The 20,041-nt window shown below is 57.1% G+C and carries 15 protein-coding genes and 1 pseudogene; 9 read left to right on the top strand and 7 right to left on the bottom strand.

Annotated features, from left to right (window positions below):
- Positions 1-437: 437 nt before the first annotated feature.
- Entirely contained in the window at positions 438-2,441 is a 2,004-nt protein-coding gene (locus tag QRN38_RS22355; RefSeq protein WP_057417735.1) for a sigma-54 interaction domain-containing protein, read from the bottom strand.
- Positions 2,442-2,626: 185 nt separating this feature from the next.
- Between QRN38_RS22355 and QRN38_RS22360 the strand changes: the two genes are divergently transcribed.
- From QRN38_RS22360 to QRN38_RS22370, 3 genes are all read left to right on the top strand, one after another.
- On the top strand, positions 2,627-3,649 hold the full coding sequence (locus QRN38_RS22360; protein ID WP_057417736.1) for a Gfo/Idh/MocA family oxidoreductase: 1,023 nt from the start codon (positions 2,627-2,629) through the stop codon (positions 3,647-3,649).
- A complete protein-coding gene (locus tag QRN38_RS22365; protein ID WP_005764492.1) occupies positions 3,646-4,434 on the top strand; it encodes a TIM barrel protein in 789 nt (262 codons plus the stop codon). Before QRN38_RS22360 ends, QRN38_RS22365 begins: the two co-directional genes overlap by 4 nt.
- Positions 4,435-4,532: 98 nt before the next feature.
- Complete coding sequence (locus tag QRN38_RS22370) at positions 4,533-5,459, top strand: sugar ABC transporter substrate-binding protein (protein ID WP_005764495.1); 927 nt, start codon at positions 4,533-4,535, stop codon at positions 5,457-5,459.
- 493 nt (positions 5,460-5,952) lie between these two features.
- Here the strand turns inward: QRN38_RS22370 and QRN38_RS22375 are convergent, their stop codons facing one another.
- Complete coding sequence (locus QRN38_RS22375) at positions 5,953-6,924, bottom strand: helix-turn-helix domain-containing protein (RefSeq protein ID WP_057417737.1); 972 nt, start codon at positions 6,922-6,924, stop codon at positions 5,953-5,955.
- A gap of 241 nt (positions 6,925-7,165) precedes the next feature.
- Between QRN38_RS22375 and QRN38_RS22380 the strand changes: the two genes are divergently transcribed.
- From QRN38_RS22380 to QRN38_RS22395, 4 genes and pseudogenes are all read left to right on the top strand, one after another.
- Positions 7,166-7,699, top strand: a complete 534-nt coding sequence (locus QRN38_RS22380; RefSeq protein ID WP_057417738.1) for a 2,4'-dihydroxyacetophenone dioxygenase family protein — start codon at positions 7,166-7,168, stop codon at positions 7,697-7,699.
- A gap of 23 nt (positions 7,700-7,722) precedes the next feature.
- A pseudogene (locus QRN38_RS22385) lies at positions 7,723-8,972 on the top strand (MFS transporter).
- Positions 8,973-9,033: 61 nt separating this feature from the next.
- Positions 9,034-10,302 (top strand): carbohydrate porin, encoded by a 1,269-nt coding sequence (locus QRN38_RS22390; RefSeq protein ID WP_057417739.1) that lies wholly within the window; start codon positions 9,034-9,036, stop codon positions 10,300-10,302.
- Between the two features lie 45 nt (positions 10,303-10,347).
- A complete protein-coding gene (locus QRN38_RS22395; protein WP_057417740.1) occupies positions 10,348-11,079 on the top strand; it encodes an SDR family NAD(P)-dependent oxidoreductase in 732 nt (243 codons plus the stop codon).
- A 251-nt stretch (positions 11,080-11,330) separates the two neighbouring features.
- Here QRN38_RS22395 and QRN38_RS22400 read toward each other — a convergent pair whose 3' ends face one another.
- The 5 genes from QRN38_RS22400 to QRN38_RS22420 form a co-directional block, all read right to left on the bottom strand.
- The gene (locus QRN38_RS22400) at positions 11,331-12,365 is read right to left on the bottom strand and encodes a GlxA family transcriptional regulator (protein WP_005764509.1); all 1,035 of its coding nucleotides are present in this window, start codon (positions 12,363-12,365) and stop codon (positions 11,331-11,333) included.
- Between the two features lie 29 nt (positions 12,366-12,394).
- On the bottom strand, positions 12,395-13,747 hold the full coding sequence (locus QRN38_RS22405) for an MmgE/PrpD family protein (RefSeq protein WP_057417741.1): 1,353 nt from the start codon (positions 13,745-13,747) through the stop codon (positions 12,395-12,397).
- Positions 13,748-13,823: 76 nt separating this feature from the next.
- On the bottom strand, positions 13,824-14,801 hold the full coding sequence (gene proX, locus QRN38_RS22410; protein WP_007246244.1) for a glycine betaine/L-proline ABC transporter substrate-binding protein ProX: 978 nt from the start codon (positions 14,799-14,801) through the stop codon (positions 13,824-13,826).
- Positions 14,802-14,910: 109 nt separating this feature from the next.
- Entirely contained in the window at positions 14,911-15,930 is a 1,020-nt protein-coding gene (gene proW / locus QRN38_RS22415; RefSeq protein WP_259638520.1) for a glycine betaine/L-proline ABC transporter permease ProW, read from the bottom strand.
- Positions 15,926-16,963, bottom strand: a complete 1,038-nt coding sequence (locus QRN38_RS22420; RefSeq protein ID WP_057417742.1) for a quaternary amine ABC transporter ATP-binding protein — start codon at positions 16,961-16,963, stop codon at positions 15,926-15,928. Before QRN38_RS22420 ends, proW begins: the two co-directional genes overlap by 5 nt.
- A gap of 424 nt (positions 16,964-17,387) precedes the next feature.
- On the opposite strand from QRN38_RS22420, the gene QRN38_RS22425 reads away from it, so the two are divergent.
- Both QRN38_RS22425 and QRN38_RS22430 read left to right on the top strand, forming a co-directional pair.
- Positions 17,388-18,341: a LysR family transcriptional regulator gene (locus QRN38_RS22425; protein ID WP_005766100.1), complete on the top strand. Its 954-nt coding sequence runs from the start codon at positions 17,388-17,390 to the stop codon at positions 18,339-18,341.
- Positions 18,342-18,743: 402 nt separating this feature from the next.
- Positions 18,744-19,994 (top strand): aromatic ring-hydroxylating oxygenase subunit alpha, encoded by a 1,251-nt coding sequence (locus QRN38_RS22430; protein ID WP_007246248.1) that lies wholly within the window; start codon positions 18,744-18,746, stop codon positions 19,992-19,994.
- Positions 19,995-20,041: the final 47 nt, after the last annotated feature.

A 20,041-nucleotide genomic window follows, 5' to 3' on the forward strand; every position in this document is an offset into this window, starting at 1 on the left:
CCTCCGAGCACCGGTCGCATCACCTCGGCTGTGTAACGCGGGAGAGGTATCTTGAAGCTACCATCGGGGTCGTCCAGGATTAGGCTGTAAATGACCTCAGAAATCTGGCAGATTTTAGATCCCTTCAATCGGTCATATTCATACTGCTTTTCCTCCTCAGCTATCCGCACGATGGCAGACGGAATCCAGTTACCGGCGTGGGTGGCCCCCTTAAAAACTCCTTTCTCAAACGATTTATCCGCTTGTTTAACAGCCTTCCAGATAATGCTAAATATGTTGCTGTAGTGGTCTAATGATTCCGGACACTCATTTAGGCGAGAATATCGCCAGATAGAGGTGCCTGATGACCAAACAAAATCGTTCCTTTGCCAATGAATTCAAACACGTGGCAGCAGGCCTAGAAGTGCAATTGATGCTGAAAAGCGAGGCTTATCCCCTCAACGCTCTGGTCCCGAGCGAAACTCATCGGCACTTAACCCAAACCGATTCATCTTGTTATACAGCCCGCCCCGGGACACGTTCAGCTGTTTGGCGGCCAGCCGGATATTACCGTGGGTCGCCTTGAGTGTGGTGATGATTGCGTTCATTTCATGCGTTCCGAGGTCTGGTGCAGCCTGGAGTTCAGGCATGCGCCCTGGCACCGAAGGCCGCAGTCTTTGCTTGATTTCGAGCGGCAGATCTGTGGTCTGGAGGCGCTCGGTCAGGGCCAGGTTGGTCGCCCGCTCGATGATATTTTCCAGCTCTCGAACATTGCCGGGCCAGTGATAGGCACACAGAATATCCAGCGCCTCCGGCGATATACCCTGCACCGACTTACGCAGCGAACGTGCGCAACGATCGAGAAAATGCTGTGCCAGTACCGGCACATCTTCGCGGCGCATTCTCAGCGGTGGAACCGTCAAGTTCAGTACATTGAGCCGGTAGTAAAGATCCTCACGAAACGCGCCATCCACCACCGCCTGGCTCAGGTTGCGGTGGGTCGCCGCGATGATGCGGACATTCACTTGCCGGGATTGCTTTGCCCCCACCCGTGTCACTTCGCCTTCTTGCAAGACGCGCAAAAGGCTGACCTGGGCATCAAAAGACATGTCACCGATTTCGTCGAGAAAGATCGTACCGCCATCGGCCAATTCAAACTTGCCGGCCGAGCCGCCACGCGCCGATCCGGTGAACGCGCCTTCGACATGACCAAACAATTCACTCTGCACCAGATCTCGCGGAATGGCCCCGCAGTTGACGGCTACGAATGGCCCGTTGCAACGTTCACTGGCGTTATGGATGGCTTGGGCGAATAACTCCTTGCCGGTGCCGCTTTCGCCCAGAATCAATGTGGTTGAATCACTGCGACTGGCTATGCGCCCCAGGTGCAACGCATCCTGAATAGCGCGGGAGCTGCCCTGAATGGTGTCAAAGGTGTAGCTGGCCTGGGAGCCGACGATCCGCCGGGTAATTTCCCGTATACGGCGGTTCTCGCGCAGCGAAACAATGCGCCCGCCCTGCCCCAGTGAACACACCGAGACCAGGCATGCCAGGTGACTGCGGTCATGCAGCTCAAACGTGCAATCCAGGTCCCGCAGGCCGTCCCCGCCGCGCAGCAGAATCTCATCGGTCAGTTCGCTCCGGCCCAGACGCTGGAACGGGCTGCCCAACAAGTCGCGGCCCACGCGAAACAATTGTCGGGCATAACGATTGAGAGCCTTGATACAGCCGCGCTCATCCAGCACCACCAGCCCTTCGTTGAGCACTTCAAGCACGGTTTGCTGCTCTTCCAGCAACGCCTGCAACGCCATATGCCGCGAAACCGCTTCGGCAGCAGCCTGCACAGTGCCCAACGTGTGGAAATGAAACCAGCCGGGTTCGGCGGTCAGGGTCAACATGGCCAGCGTCCGGCCTTGGGCATCGCGGATCGGTGCTGCAGCGCAATGCATGCGCCGCCGACGCAGGTCGTTGCCGAAGTTTTCCTCGGCTAGCACATACAACAATCTGTCTTCGGCCAACGCCAGGCCGGTGCAGTTGGTGCCTTGGACGGACTCCAGCAAGCGACTGCCAACAGGCGTGAGGTCGAGCCCACAAAAATACAACGTTGTGCCTGCGGCATCGGTCAGGTTGATATGGCCCCTGGGGTTGTACGCCAGTAAGCCACGCATGACCTCTGCCGCTGCAGCAATCAACACTCGATTGGCTGCCAGGGTTGCCTCCAGATCAGCGGGAGTAACAAAGCGGTATTCCCCGTCTTTAGGGTCCAGCCCTGCACTGACGCTGCGGTGCCAGGAGTCCCAAATCACCTGTCGCACCCCAACAGGTTGTTCGGTGCATCCGCTCAGGCAAGCCAGCCAGGCGTTCTCCAGCGCTGCAATCGGCCCTTCGCTCAGCGAGGTCGGGTCTAGCGCAGTGAGGTAATCAAGGTCTTGTACGCTGAAAGCCATTGGCTGCGGGGTCATGTGCTACCCATATGTTCATACTTTTGACATGTCATTATAGGCATGTCATCAGAATGAACACTTATTTCAGACTTATTTTATTATTCCCTTAATTATCAATGGTTTGAATATTGGCACAGGCTTTGCTCTTTCCCTTGCAACATTAGTAACGCTTCTACTGAACAACAATAAAAAGGAGTCATTTCATGAGTGCATCCAAGACCCTTCGCCTCGGCCTCATCGGCGCTGGCCGTATGGGCAGTTTCCACGGCCAGACTGCCGCCCTGCATATCCCTGGTGCCTGCCTGGCGGCCATCGCAGACCCGACACCTGGCCAGGCCGCTCGCCTCGCTACCGAACTTGGCGTAGAGCGGTTTTACACTGACCCGCAGCAATTGCTCGACGACCCGGATATCGACGGCGTATTGATCGCCGCCCCGGCCCGCAGCCATGCCGAGTTAGTGATCAGCGCGGCCCGGGCAGGCAAAGGTGTGTTTTGTGAAAAACCCATGGCTATCACACTGGACGAAGCCGACCGCGCTATCGCGGCCGCAGCCGATGCGCAAGTGACGCTGCAAGTCGGCTTCAACCGTCGCTTTGCGAAAAGCTTCCGCACTGCCCACCTGGACGTGGTTGCCGGGCGGATCGGCACGCCGCAACTGCTGCGCTCTCTGACGCGCGATCCGGCCTTGAACAATCCCGCCGCCTCGCCGCAGTGGGTGATTTTCCTCGAGACCTTGATCCATGACTTCGATAGCCTGCGCTACCTCAACCCCGGTGCCGAAGCCGTCGAAGTGTTCGTGATGGCCGATGCCCTCATTGCACCGGACTACAAGAGTAAGGGGTTTCTCGACACCGCGGTGGTCACGATCCGTTTCGACAACGGCGCTATCGCCACGGCCGAAGCGAATTTCCAGGCGGTCTATGGCTACGATGTCCGAGGCGAAGTCTTCGGCAGCGCGGGCATGCTGACCATGGGCAGCGTCAATGACTCTGACCTGGTTCGCTATCTGGCCAACGGCATCCAGAGCGACACCCAGCGCCTGGACACTGACCTGCTGCGTGATGCGTATGTGGCCGAACTCAACCACTTTGCAGACTGCCTGCGTACCGGCGCAAAACCACTCGCCAGCGGCGAAGATGCCCGGGCAGCACTGGCAATCGCCCGCGCGTGCATCGAGTCGTTCCAACTAGGTAAAGCGGTGCGCGTCGAGGGAGCCCGCTCATGAGCTTCACGCCGTTCAAACTGGCCGTCAGTGCCGAAATGGTCTTTCTCGATCTGCCATTCACTGAGCGCGTCAAACGCATCCATGCGCTGGGTTTCAGCGCCGAGATCTGGGGCTGGACGAGCAAGGACATTGCCGCACTCGCTGCAACCGGCGCGGACTTCACCTCAATGACCGGCTACATCCGGGGCAACTTGACCGACCCCGAAGACAGCCGGCAACTACTCGACAGTGCGCGGGAATCACTGGCCATCGCCGCACAACTCAATTGCCCAAGCCTCAACCTGCATGGCACTGGCCTGGACGATCAGGGCTTGCCGGTCAAACCCGTGGCCCACGCTAACGGGCGCATGTGGTTGAGTGCCTGCAAGACCCTGGAAAAAATCGCTCGCCTGGGCGAAGACGCCGGTCGTGTGTTTCTGCTGGAAAACCTCAATACTGAAGTGGACCATCCTGGAACGCCATTCGCTCGCGCCGACGATACCCTGGCGCTGATCGAGGCCGTCGACAGCCCTTATCTGAAGATGAATCTGGACCTTTACCATGCGCAGATTGGCGAAGGAAACCTGATCGAACTGATCCAGCGTGCGGGCAGTTCCATCGGCGAAATCCAGGTCGCTGACGTTCCCGGGCGCATGGAACCGGGCACCGGTGAAATCCATTACCCGGCCATTGCCAAAGCGCTGTTTGGCTTGGGATACAGCGGTGTCGTCGGGCTCGAAGGCTGGGCCAGCGGAGATAGCGAAGCAGCACTCGAACGCTTTCGGCAAGCCTTCACGCTGGATTGAGGGCCAACGGCACGCCCGGGACTTGATCCAAACGCGCCAGCCGTCCTCAAGTTTGATCTTGATGAGTTTCGTCTCATAACAATAAAAGGAAAACTATCATGCGTCGCTGCACATTGCTTTTTGCCTCTCTGCTACTTGTCTTAAGCCCATGGGCCACCGCCAGCTATCGCATCGGCGTGAGCATCGCAAGGGTCGACGATAACTTCATGACTTACGTGCGCAGCGGCGTGGAGGACGCGGCAAAAAAAGAAAACGTACAGGTCCAGTTCGAGGACGCGCAAGGCGACGTGGTGCGCCAGCTCAATCAGGTTCAGGGATTTATCAATCAAAAAGTCGACGCAATTATCGTCCTGCCCGTGGACACCGCCGCCACCGCCAACCTGACCCGCGCTGCCGTTGAGGCGAAGACGCCGCTGGTCTACGTCAACCGCCATCCGGACGAGCGCGTCCTGCCTAAAGGCGTGGTTACCGTGGCGTCCAATGACATTGAGGCCGGGCAGCTGCAAATGCGCTACCTGGCGGAAAAACTAGGGGGCAAAGGTACCCTCGCCATCATCATGGGTGACCTTGCGCAAAACGCTACGCATGACCGCACCGAAGGCGTCAAGCAGGTGCTCAAAGACTATCCCGGCATCAAGATAGTCGAACAACAAAGCGCCGAATGGCAACGCAACAAAGGCATGGACCTGACCAGCAACTGGCTGCTGGCAGGCACCAAGTTTGACGCAATCGTCGCCAACAACGACGAGATGGCTATCGGTGCCGCCATGGCCCTGCAGCAGGCTGGCAAAACCAAGGGCGAAATTGCAATTGTCGGCATTGATGGTCTGCCCGACGGCCTGGCCGCGATTAAACGCGGAATGCTGGTCGCCTCAGTCTTTCAGGACCCCAAAGCCCAAGCCACCGCCGCAGTACAGGCGTCCATTAAAATGATCAAAGGTGAGCCAGTCGAAACGGATGTCTGGGTGCCCTTTCAGTTGATTACGCCCGAACAAGTGGCCGTGTTTGAGCAGCATTATAAGTAGTCGCAAACGCTAACCAACGGCGCCGCGTTCTCCTGGCCTGAGATCAGCGGTGTCTTTCGTTGAGACAGGCATGCTGGAACACTGACGCATTTTCACTCATCAGCGGGATCCATTCCATCCATACCAAAATTGTTCCACGACACCCGGGACGCGCCGAAATATCCGGATCGTTTGCAGCTATCGGGTCGTTGCCACTTTTCAAAAAAGCACGCAGGTCAACATTTGCTCAATTGTTCTTCGTTTGTCAGCCTTTTCGCCCGCTGCGAGTTCCCTTGCAGTGCCACTCAGGTCTGTGTCAGAAATCGCTACTCGCGATCGCTCGCACCTCCATGTAAATGGGAGGAAAAGTGGGGGCCTAATTAGTTTTTTCAGGCTGAAAATACCGCACTAGAGCCAGTCAGAATGTTTTTTGGCGATCTCCATAGTCTGTAATGGAATTCCACTGGGTTCCATAAAACCGTTTTATAACAATGCGTCGGCCGCAGCCCGGACGCTATACGCCGACCGACGATGAGCGCACGTCGCTGGGCGTGCGCCCATAGTACGCCTTGAAAGCCCTGGCGAAATGCGCCTGGCTGGTGAACCCTTGACGATAGGCAACTTCGGCAATGTCCAGAACGCGACTGTCCGCCTGGCTCAACAGACGGAATGCTCCCTGTAAGCGCTTTTCCAAAATGAAGCGATGGGGTTGTGTGTCTTCCAACGCAAATAGCCGGGCCAGGTGTCGTGTGGAGACGCCGGTTTGATGAGCCACCCGCTCACAACTCAATGCAGGGTCGGACAGTTGCTCGAGGATGCATTGCTTGGCGGCCAGCAAGTAGGACGCACTGAGTGCGTTGATCCGGCGATTGCCCATCTGCCCGTCAATGATAGTCCCCAACAGTTCAAGAGCATCCTCTTGATAGCTGTCTGCCCCTTGGCTGAGCGGCTGCTCGAAAAAGCCATCGGTGCGCTCACTCAATGTTCTTAACAGCAAACGCTGTGTGCCGGTATGTGCGCTGATCTTCACTGCATTATCAAAGCGGCGCAGACAGCGGGAGGCGAACACGTCCTGAGGGATATCGAAGATAAACTTGTGCATCGAAGCGGAGAAGCCGAACAGGTAGGGCTTGTCGGTTCGATACACCATCATTTCGCCCGGTTCCAGCAGATGGCAGTTGCCGTTCTGAAAGAAAAACGACGCACTGCCCATGACCAGCGAGACGAACACCGACTCTTTGGGCGCGCTGCGAATCATTGAACCATCACGCTCGATGACGTGTTGGGTACCGGCAATATGGGCGACCCGCAGCCGGTCCAGACGCAGATTGTCCTCCCGAGCGCTGAAGCCGGTTTCGCTGAAGGAAGAGCACTTCAGACCGACCAGTGTCGATGCGTTGTACTGCTCCCAAAAGGCTACGCGCTGATCCACGGGAAGGTCATCGGTACTGGCACGCTGGGTATCAAGCAAGGCGGTTCGGGTCATTTTTATTATTCTCGTTTTTATTAACTACTCGGCCCCGCACAAGGCGAATTACCGGGCCTGCAGCGCCCCATTAACCGCCGACCCAGGCACGCTGTCAATCGGTAGCCGGTACAAAACCACGGCAACCGATGAACTGAAAATATCCGTCCGATTCAGACAACAATGACGTCAGTTTCGATCAAACCGTAGTGCCCCGTTCTCCCTAGAGTGGCCTCTGTATTCCAACAATCAGAGGCCCGACATGCCCGAATTAGCCCGCAACGAATTCTGGAAAGACCTGCAGCCCATCGCGAACTGCTTCAAGCCCGACGCCAAGCCTGAGGTTTACCTGCCTGATGCCGCCAGTGATGATCTGCGGCTCTACGTGCGCTTCACCGAAACCGTCTCTTCGCGCCCCCTGTGGATCTCCCCCAGCGAAAACCGCTGGTGCGACATATTGATGTCGAGCAAGGCTGGCCTGGTCAATCGCCACTACCACCCGCACGAAGTATTCGCCTACACCCTGTCGGGCAAGTGGGGCTACCTGGAACACGAGTGGACCGCCACCGCCGGCGACTTCGTTTATGAGACGCCCGGCGAGGGTCACACCCTGGTGGCCTATGAGCACGAAGAACCCATGCGCGTGTTCTTCATCGTCAAGGGGCCGCTGATCTGGCTCGACGAGCAAAGCGAATCCACCGGCTACTTCGACGTGCACTCCTATATTGCCCTGTGCCGTGAACACTACGAAAAGGTCGGCCTGGGCGCTGACGCTGTGGACCGCTTGTTCCGTTAAACCCCGTGCTACGGAGAACCACCATGGCTCACAACAATAATAAAGCCAGTTATGAAAATGTCCTGCTCTGCGTGTTGTTCCTGACGTTCGGTTTTGTGTTTTTCGACCGTCTGGCGCTGTCCTTTCTGTTTCCGTTCACGGCGCAAGAGTTGCAACTGAGCAACAGCCACCTTGGCATGTTGTCTTCGGTGCTGGCCTTGGCCTGGGCGATTTCCGGGACGCTGGTCGGCGCGTGGTCGGATCGCCGAGGGGTACGCAAGCCGCTGCTGATTGCCGCGGTCATCCTGTTTTCGCTGTGCTCAGCCCTCTCGGGGCTGGTCGCGGGGTTCCTCAGCCTGTTGCTGTTTCGCGCCATCATGGGGTTGGCCGAGGGGCCCATCCTGCCGTTGTCCCAATCGATGATGGTGGAGGCGTCATCGCCGCATCGCCGCATCGCCGGGGCTTGAACATGGGCTTGCTGCAAGGCTCGGCGGCGGGTCTGTTGGGCGCGGTCATCGGCCCTCCGGTGTTGATTGCCCTGGCGCAGGCCTATGGCTGGCGGCATGCGTTCATTGTCTCGCTGCTACCAGGACTGCTCATCGCCTGGCTTATCTGGCGTTACGTGCGCCAGGATGAACCGCGTCAGGCTCCGGTGAGTAACGTCAAGCTCACCGGGCATCGCCTGGCACTGCTTAAAAGTCGCAATATCGTGCTGTGCACATTGATCAGTTGCGTATTTCTGACCTGGTTCGTAATCCTGATCTCCTTTACCCCGACGTTTCTGGTCAGCGTCCGCGGTTACAGCGCGCCGAGCATGGGCACGATCATGAGTTGCCTGGGTGCCGCCTGGGTTGTATGGGGGTTTGCGGTGCCCAGCATTTCCGACCGCATCGGCCGCCGTCCAACGCTGGTGCTGTTCTCGCTGATTGCGGCCTGCTGCCCGATAGCCCTGCTATTCGCGCCTTCGCCGATGATACTCGGCGTGCTGATGGTGCTCACCTTCACCGGGCTTGGCTGCTTCACGCTGTTCATGTCCACCATTCCAGCCGAAACCGTCCCGCGTGAAGTCATGGCCACGGCACTGGGCATGATCATGGGCGTTGGCGAACTGGTGGGAGGGTTCATGGCGCCGACCATTGCCGGGTTTGCCGCCGATCAGTTCGGGTTGTCGATTGTGATGTGGATCTCCTGCTGCGGTGCCGTGCTGGCTGCGGGGCTGTCGCTGTTGCTAAAGGAAACCGCGCCCACCGTGCTGCAACGCCGATCACTGCAAGCCTGCACACAGCGTGCGTGATCCGGGATCAACACGCTGCTCTATTTACTCATCACAACAACAATAAAATGAGTCCCAGACCATGCACCCTACTCTTCTTTTGTGCGCGTTTTTGCTCATGGTCTTTACCTACCCTCAAGCTTGGGCACAGGACCGTGAAGGACCACTGGCCGGCCTGGGCGAGCCATTGGCCAGCTACGGCATTCAGCCCCATGTGCAATTCACCAGCCTGTCGATGAAAAACCTCGACACCGGCCCGCGCCCCTACAGCTTCGGCAACAGCGGTGACCTGTACATCGGCGCAGATGTTGACCTCGCCACCCTCAGTGGCCTGGACGGCGCGGCCCTGCATTTCGAGCAGACCATCTTTATCCTCGATAACGGGACCGGCCAGCCGACCGGGGGCGAATGGCAAGGCGCCGTCGGCAGCTATTTTGGCGGTGCGCCCTTGCACAATGACATCGCCAGCAATCAGTTGAGCCTGTTGACCTACGAGCAAAAATGGCTCGATGGTCAGCTCGACCTGCACGTCGGACGGACCAATGGCCGGCGGTACTTCTACATCTATAACTGCGAAACGGGGGTCACCTGCAACGACCCGATCCTGGATGCTTCAAGCGGCATGTTGCCGCCACCCTTCGGTGCTTGGGGCGGGTACCTGAAGTATCAAGTGAATCCGCGTTTTTATGTGCACGCGGGTGCGTTTGAATCCAACCCGGTGGACTACCTGAAAAAGCGCAAAGGTCTGGATTTCAGCACCGACGACGCGAGTGGCACCAGCTTCCTGGTGGGCATTGGCAGCAAGCCTGGCGATAACACCACCCAGTACGAACTGAATGCGTACTTCAACTCGTCCAGTCAGGTCGACCCCTTGACGGGTGCCAGCGAGCACGGCACGGCTGGCGGCTTCTTCAAATTTCGCCAGACGCTATGGCGCGGCGGGCAGCAAGGCATGCAGGTATTCGGCTCACTGTCGGCGGCGGCCGACGATAAACAACCCTTCAGCCACTTCGCCGAAGCCGGGCTGACCTACCTTGCGCCTTTTGATCGGGCGCAGGACAAGCTCAATCTCAAAGCCAGCTACCTGCAAGTCAACGACCATCAGTTGCAATTCCAGCAACGCCTGCGTACGGCGGCCGGTGGCGATCCCGAACTGGGCAAACGCCATGTCTACGCCGTGGAAGCCAACGGCCACTTTGCCTTGACCCACAACGTGGCGATCGAACCAAGCATCCAGTACATCATCAACCCGGACAATTTCTACAACCCCGGCGCGACGCAATTGAGCAACAACGGTTTCGTGGTTGGCCTGCTGGTGGTGCTGGATGTGGGTTCGGTACTGGGTCTGTAAGCCCGTACCTTGAATAAAGCGTTTAACTGACTCCATGAGGTAACGATGACTATGTTCAGCAGCACGCTGTTTGAAGGCAAGGTCGCGCTCGTCAGCGGCGGGACGTCCGGGATTGGCCAAGCGACCGCCGAGTATCTGGCCCGGCATGGCGCCAGGGTGGTGGCTATCGGCTTGGGCGCCGACGCGACAATCATCGCCGAGGGGGTTGAGCTCGATCTTCGCGAGGTTAACGTCACCGACGATGATGCGCTCAAAGGCGTGATCCAAAGCCTGGACCGCCTGGATATTCTGGTACCGGCTGCAGGTGGCACCCTGGGCGAAAAGGAGATGGAGTGGGAGGCCTTCAATCAGGTGTTGTCGGTTCAACTCAATGCCGTTTACCGTCTCATCAACCTGGCGCATCCGCTGCTGGCCAGGCAAGGTGGGTCGATCATTAACATCGCGTCGATGTTCTCCTACTTTGGCGGGGGAAAACTCGTGGCTTACTCGGCAGCCAAAGGGGCGATTGTCCAGATCACTAAGTCCCTGGCGGAGGCCTACGCTCCTGACAATATTCGCGTCAATGCCGTGGCGCCGGGGTGGATCACCACCCCCCTGCTGGCGAAAATCGATGATCAACCGAGGATCGACCGCTTGCTGTCCCGCACGCCGATGAGGCGCTTCGGCAGTGCTGAAGAGGTCGCCAAGGTGATTGCCTTTCTGGCTTCGGATGCGGCGTCATTTGTGACCGGTGTGGTGTTGCCGGTCGACGGTGGCTACCTGACGAGCGCTATCTGACACCCAAGACGCGCCTTCACCGGCAAGCTCGCTGCCTGGCGATAACGGCAAGGAAGCTGACACCCGGGCATGGCAAACCTCGAGTATTTCATCGGCAAGCGGTGAATCATCCGCGCCATTACTCAGGCGCTGATGAGCAATTCTCACGATCCTGGGCATCGGTAGAAGCTTCAAGCAGGCTCGACAATACGTAAGGGAGAATCCCGCCGTTGGCAAAATCAAGTTCGGCGATCAAGCACGCCAGGCGAGGCTCACTTGCGAACTTCATACGTTGCCCGATAACTTCCCGGCGCAGCATCGAAGAAGTCGCGAAACCGCCGGTGGAAATGCGGCATGCTGATAAACCCGGTCGCCATGGCGATATCCGTTATGGATCGGTTGGTCTGCAGCACAAGTTGTCTGGCCCGGGTCAGCCTCAATTCAAGGTAGTAGCGAGCCGGGGCGGCCCCGATGAAGCGGAAGAAACGCCGCTCCAGCTGTCTTTTCGAGATCCCTGCACAGGCCGCCAGGTCGTCCAGGCTCAGGGGCTCTTCGATGTTTTTCTGCATCAGCTCCAATGCCACCTTCAGCGCCTGCGGCAAGGTCGGGTCCGAGTCGACGGCGACAGTCGACACACCACAGACCTGTTCATGCTCGTCACAGCCGAGGATTTCCTCTACCGCGCGGGCCAGTGAACTGCCTTTGGTGACGCGGATGTATTCCAGCATCATGCGCAACGAGCTACTGGCACCCGCACAAGTCACCCGCTCCAGATCAACGACGTGGCTGCGGTCAGAGATTCTCAAGTCAGGAAAAGCATCGGCCATCATGGCCCGTCCATCAGGGTGAACGGCGCACGTGTGCCCCCCCATTACCCGCGCATCGGCCAGGAAGTAAGCGCCATTCCACAGCCCGCCCAGGCTGGTGCCCGCAGAAGCCGCCGCAAACAACTTGCGCCGCAGGCAGGGCGTGCTTTTCAGATCGACACGCAGGCCGCCGACCACCAGCAGCAAGTCATGCCGCGCACGCAGCTCCGAAAGATCCAGGTCCGTGGGGATCGCGATACCGAGATCGCTCATCGCCACCCTGCCCTTGAGGCCGATCTTCACGATATCGAAAATCGGAGCATCGCCCATCAGGTTTGCCGTGACCAGTGCGTCCATCGCGGCGGTAAAGGACATCAACGAAAAGTTGTCCATCAGGATAAACGCTACCCGAATGACGGCTCGTGGGTTGACTGCCTTCTTGCCGGAAGACGAATACCGCATGTTCTGGTCCTGAAGGACGCTTTCGAAAACATAGGTCATGGGTTTTAACCTCCAATACCATTGCCGGTTTATGCGTTGATGGTTTGAACCGGCGACAACAGAAGACTCAGCAGCCGCTGACAATCAGGCTCTTGCGCCAGGTTGGCAACTACCTGTTCCAGCAAACGACTGTGAGACATACCCAGGCTCGGCTCTGAAAAAAATCGATATTTTTCGATGAACTCCACGTCAGACAGCGGATGGCCAGGGTCGCCCTTGGCACAGGTCGTCGGGCTGCTCAGAGAGGAGCCGTCCTTGAGCTGAACGTTAATGCGCGACAGGATCTCCTCGGGAAACCGCGCTGACAGATCGGCAGCCTCGGAGATGCGGACCTTTGCGCTGACCTTCAGAATATCCGCTGCATGTATGGCTGCACCGGTGACCTCCTCAGGGCCGATACGCCCACGTGCCACCAGCGCAGCGACCGGAAACGCCAGTGCATACTGCGCCTCATCGGCGTTTTTCGGGGTATGCCCTTGCAACCGCACCGACTCATGGAAAGTCTGGATGTGGATGGACTCGATCTGCTCCGCTGTGATCTGCGGATGCTGATTCAGCAGGCCGGTCATGGCGGTCAATGCTGGCTGTGCCCAGCGACAGACTGGCCATGGTTTGAAGTATTGCTCGTCAATTTCCCAGGTGTCGCCCATGCTCTGCCAGAACCGGGCGACTTCGGCGCTTTCCACCGTTGCGGCAGGAGCGCCGGTGACCCCGGCCTGTGCCATCAGCAACGCATTAATCCCGGCATGGGCACCGGCGCCATGGGCGTCGCGCAGCATGGAAGGGAAATCCACCAAGCGCATCATCGGGCAGCGCGGACCGAAATACTCTGCAATTCCCAACGCATGGTGAAAGGCGGCTTCATCCAGCTTGAGCAGCCGCGCCCCTGCGCACACCACGCCGATTCCGGAAAAAGCCCCCGAGGCATGATATTCCGGCGCCGTGGCCATCAGCGCTCGACCGGCTCGTAATGCAGTCTCATAACCAATCATCAAAACGCAGAGCATCTCTTGGCCGCTGATACTTTTGCCCTGGGCGCAATAGGCGTCGATCAACGCGATGATCGCGGGTACAACAGTGGCCCCGGCATGACCTTTGGAGGTGAAGTGGCCTTCATGGGCATCCAGGCTATCCACGCTGAAACCTCCGGCGTAGCCAGCGCCCAGTGGGTGTACAGACCTGCCGTCAAACCACAACCGACTGCAGGGTGCGCCCGTTGCATAATTGGCCACCGCAAACTCTTTGAGAATACGGCTGGTACCATTTTCACGGGCGGCGGCCGCGACACCAATGATGTCGAGCAAGCAGGTTTCAATTCGTTTACGAGTCGCAGACGGCGCATCGCCAAACTTTAATTGCTGAATGAATGAATAAAGAGACATGCATTCTTCCTTCTTCACGTAAGGTATAAAAAAGGCCGCCCGAAAACGGGCAGCCTCTGGCAAAGCTCGTGGCTATCTATTTCCTCGCAGCGGCGCGTGCATCGGCCAGCCATCCATCGTAGGCGGCACGGTGAGCGGCAATCCATTCAGCCGCATGGCGCTTGATGTCCGCAGCCGAGTTTTCGCCGTTGTGCATTTTCAGGTTCTGAGCACTTTCGTCATCGGTGGTGATTTGCATCTCGGAGAGAAACTTCACCGCCACGGGGTTCTTTTCGGCGAACTCTTTGTTCAGAACGGCCCGGACAGTATCGACCGCGAAGCCCAGGTTTTTGCCTTTATACGTCGTATCGACGTCGTTTTTCCCGCCCGGCAGATCGGTCTTGGGAACGGTCAGCCAGACCACATCCCGCCCCTCGATCAGCACGCTGGAAATCCATTGCGGAACCCAGGTGAAGTAAAGAATCGGCTTGCCCTGCTGGTAGCGAGCGATGGTGTCAGCCATGAGAGCGAAGTAGGAGCCGCGGTTGTCAGTAACGGTTTTTTCAAGGCCGTACGCTTTCATATGGTGCTCGACGAGAACCTCGCAGCCCCAGCCAGGGTTGCAGCCGGTCATATCGGCTTTACCGTCGTCATTGCTGTCGAACAGCTTGGCGATTTCCGGCTTTTTCAGGTCTTCGACGGAAGTGATCTTGTACTGATCAGCCGTTTTCTTGTCGATCATGTAGCCTTGAAGAACACCGGGCATAATAGCGCCGACTTTAACCATCGTATCGTCGCCGCCCGCCTTGGCATAAAAAGAGGCGTGCAACTGTTCCCAGGCATGTACGGTGAAATCAGCGTCACCGTAAGACAGCGCAAGCATCATTGCCGGGTAATCGGTTTCCTTAGGCTGCTCCACCTTGTAACCAAGTTCTTTAAGCCCTGCCATGGCGATTTCACCGCGAAAACGCTCCTCCGCAATGGTTGGAAAGATCGGTGTGATAGAGACGCCCTTGCCGGGTTCCTGGGCAGCCGAAGCCATAAGCGGAGACAGGGCAAGCGCCAAGACGGTCATACAACGAATAACCGTCGTTTTTACTCTGTAATTTTCAGCATTCATCGTCATCTACCTTGCATAAGGGTAAGGGCAGGTGTGCAGCGATCACATCAACTTCCGACGCTTATCAATTGTCGTTGAGCGGTGCGCCGGCAGGTGTTGAAGCCGTCTTCTTTTTAAGTTTGAACACTATTCCGACTGGCCCTGTCTGGTACCAATGTTCTCCATTAACCGCTTTATTACTGCGTTCGCCCATGGCCTGGGTTAACCGGTCAAGAAAGATAGCCAGCAAGACCAGCCCCACACCGCCGACCGTTGCCAGGCCCATATCCAGTCGACCGATACCGCGAAGGACCATCAGCCCCAGACCGCCCACGGAAATCATCGAGGCGATCACCACCATGGACAGTGACAACATCAGCGCCTGGTTCAGGCCCGCCATGATCGTGGGTGCCGCCAGCGGAAGTTGCACCTTGAACAGCATTTGCCGACGGGTACAGCCGAATGCTCGGGCAGCTTCGACCTTGTCTTCCGGCACTTGCCGGATGCCCAGATTGGTCAGGCGTACCAACGGCGCGACTGAAAAGATAATGGTGACCAGCACACCGGGAACGTTGCCGATACCAAACAACATCACCACCGGCACCAGATAAACAAACGCTGGCAAGGTCTGCATGGCATCCAGTCCTGGCCGGAGCACTCTTTCCAGTCGGTCACTGCGTGCACAGAGCACACCCAATGGCACCCCGATCACCACGCAGAACACCAGTGAAGTGAGCACCAGCGACAGGGTTGTCATTGCATCGGCCCAGACGCCGATCAGCCCCAGCAGCGTGAGGGTGACAAAACACATAACGCCGACTTTTTTCCCGCCCACCTGCCAGCCCAAGAGCGTGGCAAAAATAATGAATATCGTCGGCGGCACCGACAACAGGCCACCCTGGATACCATTCAGGATCTGATCAACCGGCCAGCGTATGGAGCGGAAGACCTCGCGAAAGTTATGGACCATATAATTGAGCACTACCTCGACCCATTGGCCGAGGGGGATAGTCAGGGATTGGAACGGATCAAGAAAGCTGAAATCGGACATGCTGGATACCTGAGTAGCTGAGCCTGATGAATCGCTCGGTTGATGCTTGTCAATGACGACTCATTGTCTGCAGCAACAGACTCTTGGAAATAGTGCCTTTGAACACACCGTGTCGATCCACAACAGCGACCGGATGCACGGCATCGGCAACAATGTGAAAGATGTCTTGCAGAGGGGTATCGGATTGCAGTGTCGGTCTGGATGCATGCGCGTCGTAAGGACGCTGTGCACAGACCGTCGCCACGTCGCCCGCCCGAAGAATTTTCGAGCGGTCAAAGCCTTGAAAAAATGCTTTGACGTAATCGTTGACCGGGTTGCACAGCAGCTCCTGAGGGGAACCGATCTGCACGATGCGTCCGCCTTCCATGATCGCGATGCGATGGCCAATACGAATAGCTTCTTCGATGTCATGGGAGATGAAAATGATGGTGCGATGCTGCTCGGCCTGAAGGCGTATCAGTTCGCCCTGCATCTCGTGGCGAATGAGCGGGTCCAGTGCAGAGAAGGCTTCATCCATCAGCAGGATGGCCGGGTCGTTGGCCAATGCGCGAGCCAGGCCGACTCGTTGCTGCATACCGCCAGACAACTGATGCGGGTAACTGTGTTCATGCCCAGCCAGGCCGACCTGTTCGAGCGCTTCGCGAGCACGCGCGTGTCGCTCCTGCTCGGCGACACCTGAAACTTCGAGCCCGAAAGCGGCGTTATCAATGACCGTCAAGTGCGGCATGAGCGCAAATGACTGAAACACCATGCTCATTTCCTTACGGCGTACATCCAGTAACGCCTCATCCGAAAGGCCGGTAATTTCCTTGCCATTGAGATGAATGGTTCCAGACGTGGGTTCAATGAGACGGTTGAACAGACGCACCATGGTGGACTTGCCAGAACCCGACAAGCCCATGATCACGAAGATTTCTCCGCGTTTTACCGAAAATGTAGCGTCAAACACACCGACCACCTGGCCCGTCTTGCTGAATATCTCGTCTTTGCCGGCACCGCGTTTGAGCATATCCATTGCGACCTTTGGCTGAGCACCAAAGACCTTGAAAATGTTGTTGACTGAGAGTATTTCGTCGCCATGACTCATAATCCCTTCCTTCTGCGAATGCTTAAAAAGAATCGAATACAGGCACGCCCATACCGATCGGAATTAACTTATAGCGGCAGAGGAAATGCTCGAAGAGAAACAGGAAACATCGTTAAATCCTCTTATTATTATTTATTAATCAACGGCTTCTTTTGAGACCTGAGCTGTGATGACAAAGTTATTACCTTAGCCCCCCAACGTCTAACAACATTTCCTCCAAGCAATCAATAACGTCAGGTTATTGATCATGACGTATCTGAAAACGACATCCCTGTCGCCCCTGTATGGACAAACCTGGTCTCGGCCTGCCATAACGCTGAGCAGCGTTGGCCCATGGGCGTTTATATGCCCAAGGGCCGTTCAGATAAAAGATCGCGCATCAACCCTGTGCGCCAGATGTCAGAACGAATGGATACCCTGCGTTATGGTTAAGCACATAGAACCTGACAATACATTGCTGAAAATGCCATCTCTCAAGGCCGTCAAGTCTTTCGTTGCTGCCGCGAAGTACCAGAGCTTCACCCGGGCTGCAGAGGCACTGTGCGTAACTCAAGCAGCAATCAGCAGGCAGATTCGCGAACTCGAAGCCTACATGGGAGTTGAACTGTTCAAGCGTGTTGGCCGGGCGGTCGAGCTAACCGAGGCCGGTTCGGCATTCTTCGACGCAGCACAGTTGTCGTTCGTCAATATTTCCCAGGCGGCCAAGCGAGTCGGGGCTTACAAGGCAGGCAAGTCCGAGGTCACGCTGTGCTGCTCGGCAGCGTTCGCAGCGCTTTGGCTGTCGCCCAAGCTGCCGGGGTTCTTCAACGACAATCAGGACATCGACCTCAATCTCATCAGCACACAGAACTTTCTCTCCATGGAGCCAGGGGTGACTCCCGACATCTTCATCACCAAGTTTTCCAGCGTGCACAGTGGTTATCGCAGCTACCCGCTGTTCCATGACGTGATTTTCCCGGTCTGCACCCCCCGTTATCGCGACGAGCACCCGGAACTCGCGACCCTGGAAGGGTTACGCGACAGCGCGTTACTTAATCTGAGCCCTTACGGCCGTGCCCAAGTGGCGGAGCACATCGACTGGGGTGTATGGCTGGCGTTCCACGACACCGATATCGAAAAACGAACCCACAACCGCCCTCACGTATTCAGCGCCAACGACTACAACGTCGTCATTAACATGACCCTGGCCAATCAGGGTGTCGCATTGGGCTGGAGCCATCTGGTGGCCGAGTCCCTCGAAAAAGGCGCGCTGGTGCGGCCTATCCAGAAAGAGGTCGTCCACAAGGACTCACAACACTATCTTGCCTTCAAGGTAGATCGGGAAAGTGATCGCGGCTGTTGCCGATTGCGCGATTGGCTGCTTTCTCATTTTGCGTGACCGGTTCTACCGGCCTCAATTTTGACCCGGCCACGCCACGGCAGCGCAACGCTCTTTTTGCGTATTTATCCGTTGCCGCAGGAATGGACAGGTACTGCACAAATGCGTAGAGCTCCAGGTTGGGGGGCCTGGCGTCCGGGTACTGAAGTCATAAACGCTCCGCTGCTCTGCTCTGCTGTGCCTGACTGAATATCAGCATTGATAACATTTGTTTATGCATTGCCGTGCATAAATGTTTCTTGTTGGTGATCGATTTCTACACGTAACCTTCACAAAGGCCGGAAGAACTAACAGGCCGCTCGGGATTGACTCCTCAGTGCGCAGGGGCTGGTTCGACACCCTAATTATCGGCTGTTGCTTACGCTTTGTGAGCAGCACCAAACGCTAACGGAGTGGTGGGACGTGAATACAAGATCAGACGTTTCGAAGCTTATTGCACAACGTAAACCCCGTCATGCGTTACCAAGAGCGTTGTACAGCAACCTGGCTGTCTATCAGCAGGATCTGCAGCAGCTCTGGCACAAGGACTGGATTTTCGCTGGCCATACCTTTGAACTGGAAAAGTCAGGTCAGTATCTGTCCCTGCAAATTGGCGATTACCCGGTCGCTGTCGTTCGCGGCGCAGACGGTCAGGTTCGTGCGTTTCATAACTCCTGCCGGCATCGAGGCTCGAAGGTCTGCCCCGAGGCCAAAGGCAAGGTCGCCAAGCTGGTATGCCCTTATCACAAGTGGACGTTCGAGCTCGATGGTCGCCTGCTGTTTGCTGGCAACATGGGTGATGACTTCGATAAATCCCAGTACAACCTGAAACCGGTGCACTGCGAGATCGTCAATACCTACATCTATGTCTGTGTGGCAGAGGCCGCTCCGGACTTTTCCGCGTTCCGTGAAGCCGTTACCCCCTTCCTGATGCCGCACAATCTGGAAGACTGCAAGGTTGCCTTCGAATCCAACCTGATCGAAAAAGGCAACTGGAAGCTGGTCTTCGAGAACAACCGCGAGTGCTATCACTGCGACGGCACCCACCCTGAACTGATGAACTCATTCGTCGAGAACCTGTCGGTGGCAGGCGTCGGTGGCAGCGATGACCCCCAATTGACTGCGCACTGGGATCGCTGCGAAGCGGCGGGCCTGCCTAGCCGGTTGGTCATGGACAACGACGGGCGCTTCCGCATCACTCGCATCCCGCTGTCCTCCGGGGCCGTCAGCTACACAATGGATGGCAAGCCCGCAGTCGCTGTCAGGCTGGATGCCAGCGGCGAGGCCGACATTGGCGCCCTTCTGTATTTCAACTACCCGTCTACCTGGAACCATTTCCTGGGTGATCATGCCCTGAGTTTCCGGGTACTGCCATTGGGGCCTAACGAGACGCTGGTGACCACCAAGTGGATCGTCAAGAAAACGACCGTGGAAGGCTTGGACTACGACCTCGACCGGCTTACCAAAGTCTGGCTCGCAACCAATGATCAAGACCGCACCCTGGTCGAAGGCGCACAAGTGGGGGTCAACTCTCCTGCTTATGAGCCGGGTCCTTTCTCTTCCAAGGCTGAAAATGGTGTTTGCCAGTTTGATGACTGGTATTGCGAGATCATGCTCGACCGGCTGGGAGACGACAGTGCTCAAGCCAGTATCAAATTGAAGTCGGTGGGATAAACCTGCACGGGCGGCGTTTTCATCAATCGCCGCCAGAACAACTTACA

It is taken from the genome of Pseudomonas sp. CFBP2511 (assembly GCF_030209255.1).
Lineage (GTDB): Bacteria > Pseudomonadota > Gammaproteobacteria > Pseudomonadales > Pseudomonadaceae > Aquipseudomonas > Aquipseudomonas avellanae.

Coding starts and splice junctions, on each gene's coding strand:
- QRN38_RS22355 (WP_057417735.1), bottom strand. CDS start 2,441: ATGACCCCGCAGCCAATGGCTTTCAGCGTACAAGACCTTGATTACCTC.
- QRN38_RS22360 (WP_057417736.1), top strand. CDS start 2,627: ATGAGTGCATCCAAGACCCTTCGCCTCGGCCTCATCGGCGCTGGCCGT.
- QRN38_RS22365 (WP_005764492.1), top strand. CDS start 3,646: ATGAGCTTCACGCCGTTCAAACTGGCCGTCAGTGCCGAAATGGTCTTT.
- QRN38_RS22370 (WP_005764495.1), top strand. CDS start 4,533: ATGCGTCGCTGCACATTGCTTTTTGCCTCTCTGCTACTTGTCTTAAGC.
- QRN38_RS22375 (WP_057417737.1), bottom strand. CDS start 6,924: ATGACCCGAACCGCCTTGCTTGATACCCAGCGTGCCAGTACCGATGAC.
- QRN38_RS22380 (WP_057417738.1), top strand. CDS start 7,166: ATGCCCGAATTAGCCCGCAACGAATTCTGGAAAGACCTGCAGCCCATC.
- QRN38_RS22390 (WP_057417739.1), top strand. CDS start 9,034: ATGCACCCTACTCTTCTTTTGTGCGCGTTTTTGCTCATGGTCTTTACC.
- QRN38_RS22395 (WP_057417740.1), top strand. CDS start 10,348: ATGACTATGTTCAGCAGCACGCTGTTTGAAGGCAAGGTCGCGCTCGTC.
- QRN38_RS22400 (WP_005764509.1), bottom strand. CDS start 12,365: ATGACCTATGTTTTCGAAAGCGTCCTTCAGGACCAGAACATGCGGTAT.
- QRN38_RS22405 (WP_057417741.1), bottom strand. CDS start 13,747: ATGTCTCTTTATTCATTCATTCAGCAATTAAAGTTTGGCGATGCGCCG.
- proX (WP_007246244.1), bottom strand. CDS start 14,801: ATGACCGTCTTGGCGCTTGCCCTGTCTCCGCTTATGGCTTCGGCTGCC.
- QRN38_RS22420 (WP_057417742.1), bottom strand. CDS start 16,963: ATGAGTCATGGCGACGAAATACTCTCAGTCAACAACATTTTCAAGGTC.
- QRN38_RS22425 (WP_005766100.1), top strand. CDS start 17,388: ATGGTTAAGCACATAGAACCTGACAATACATTGCTGAAAATGCCATCT.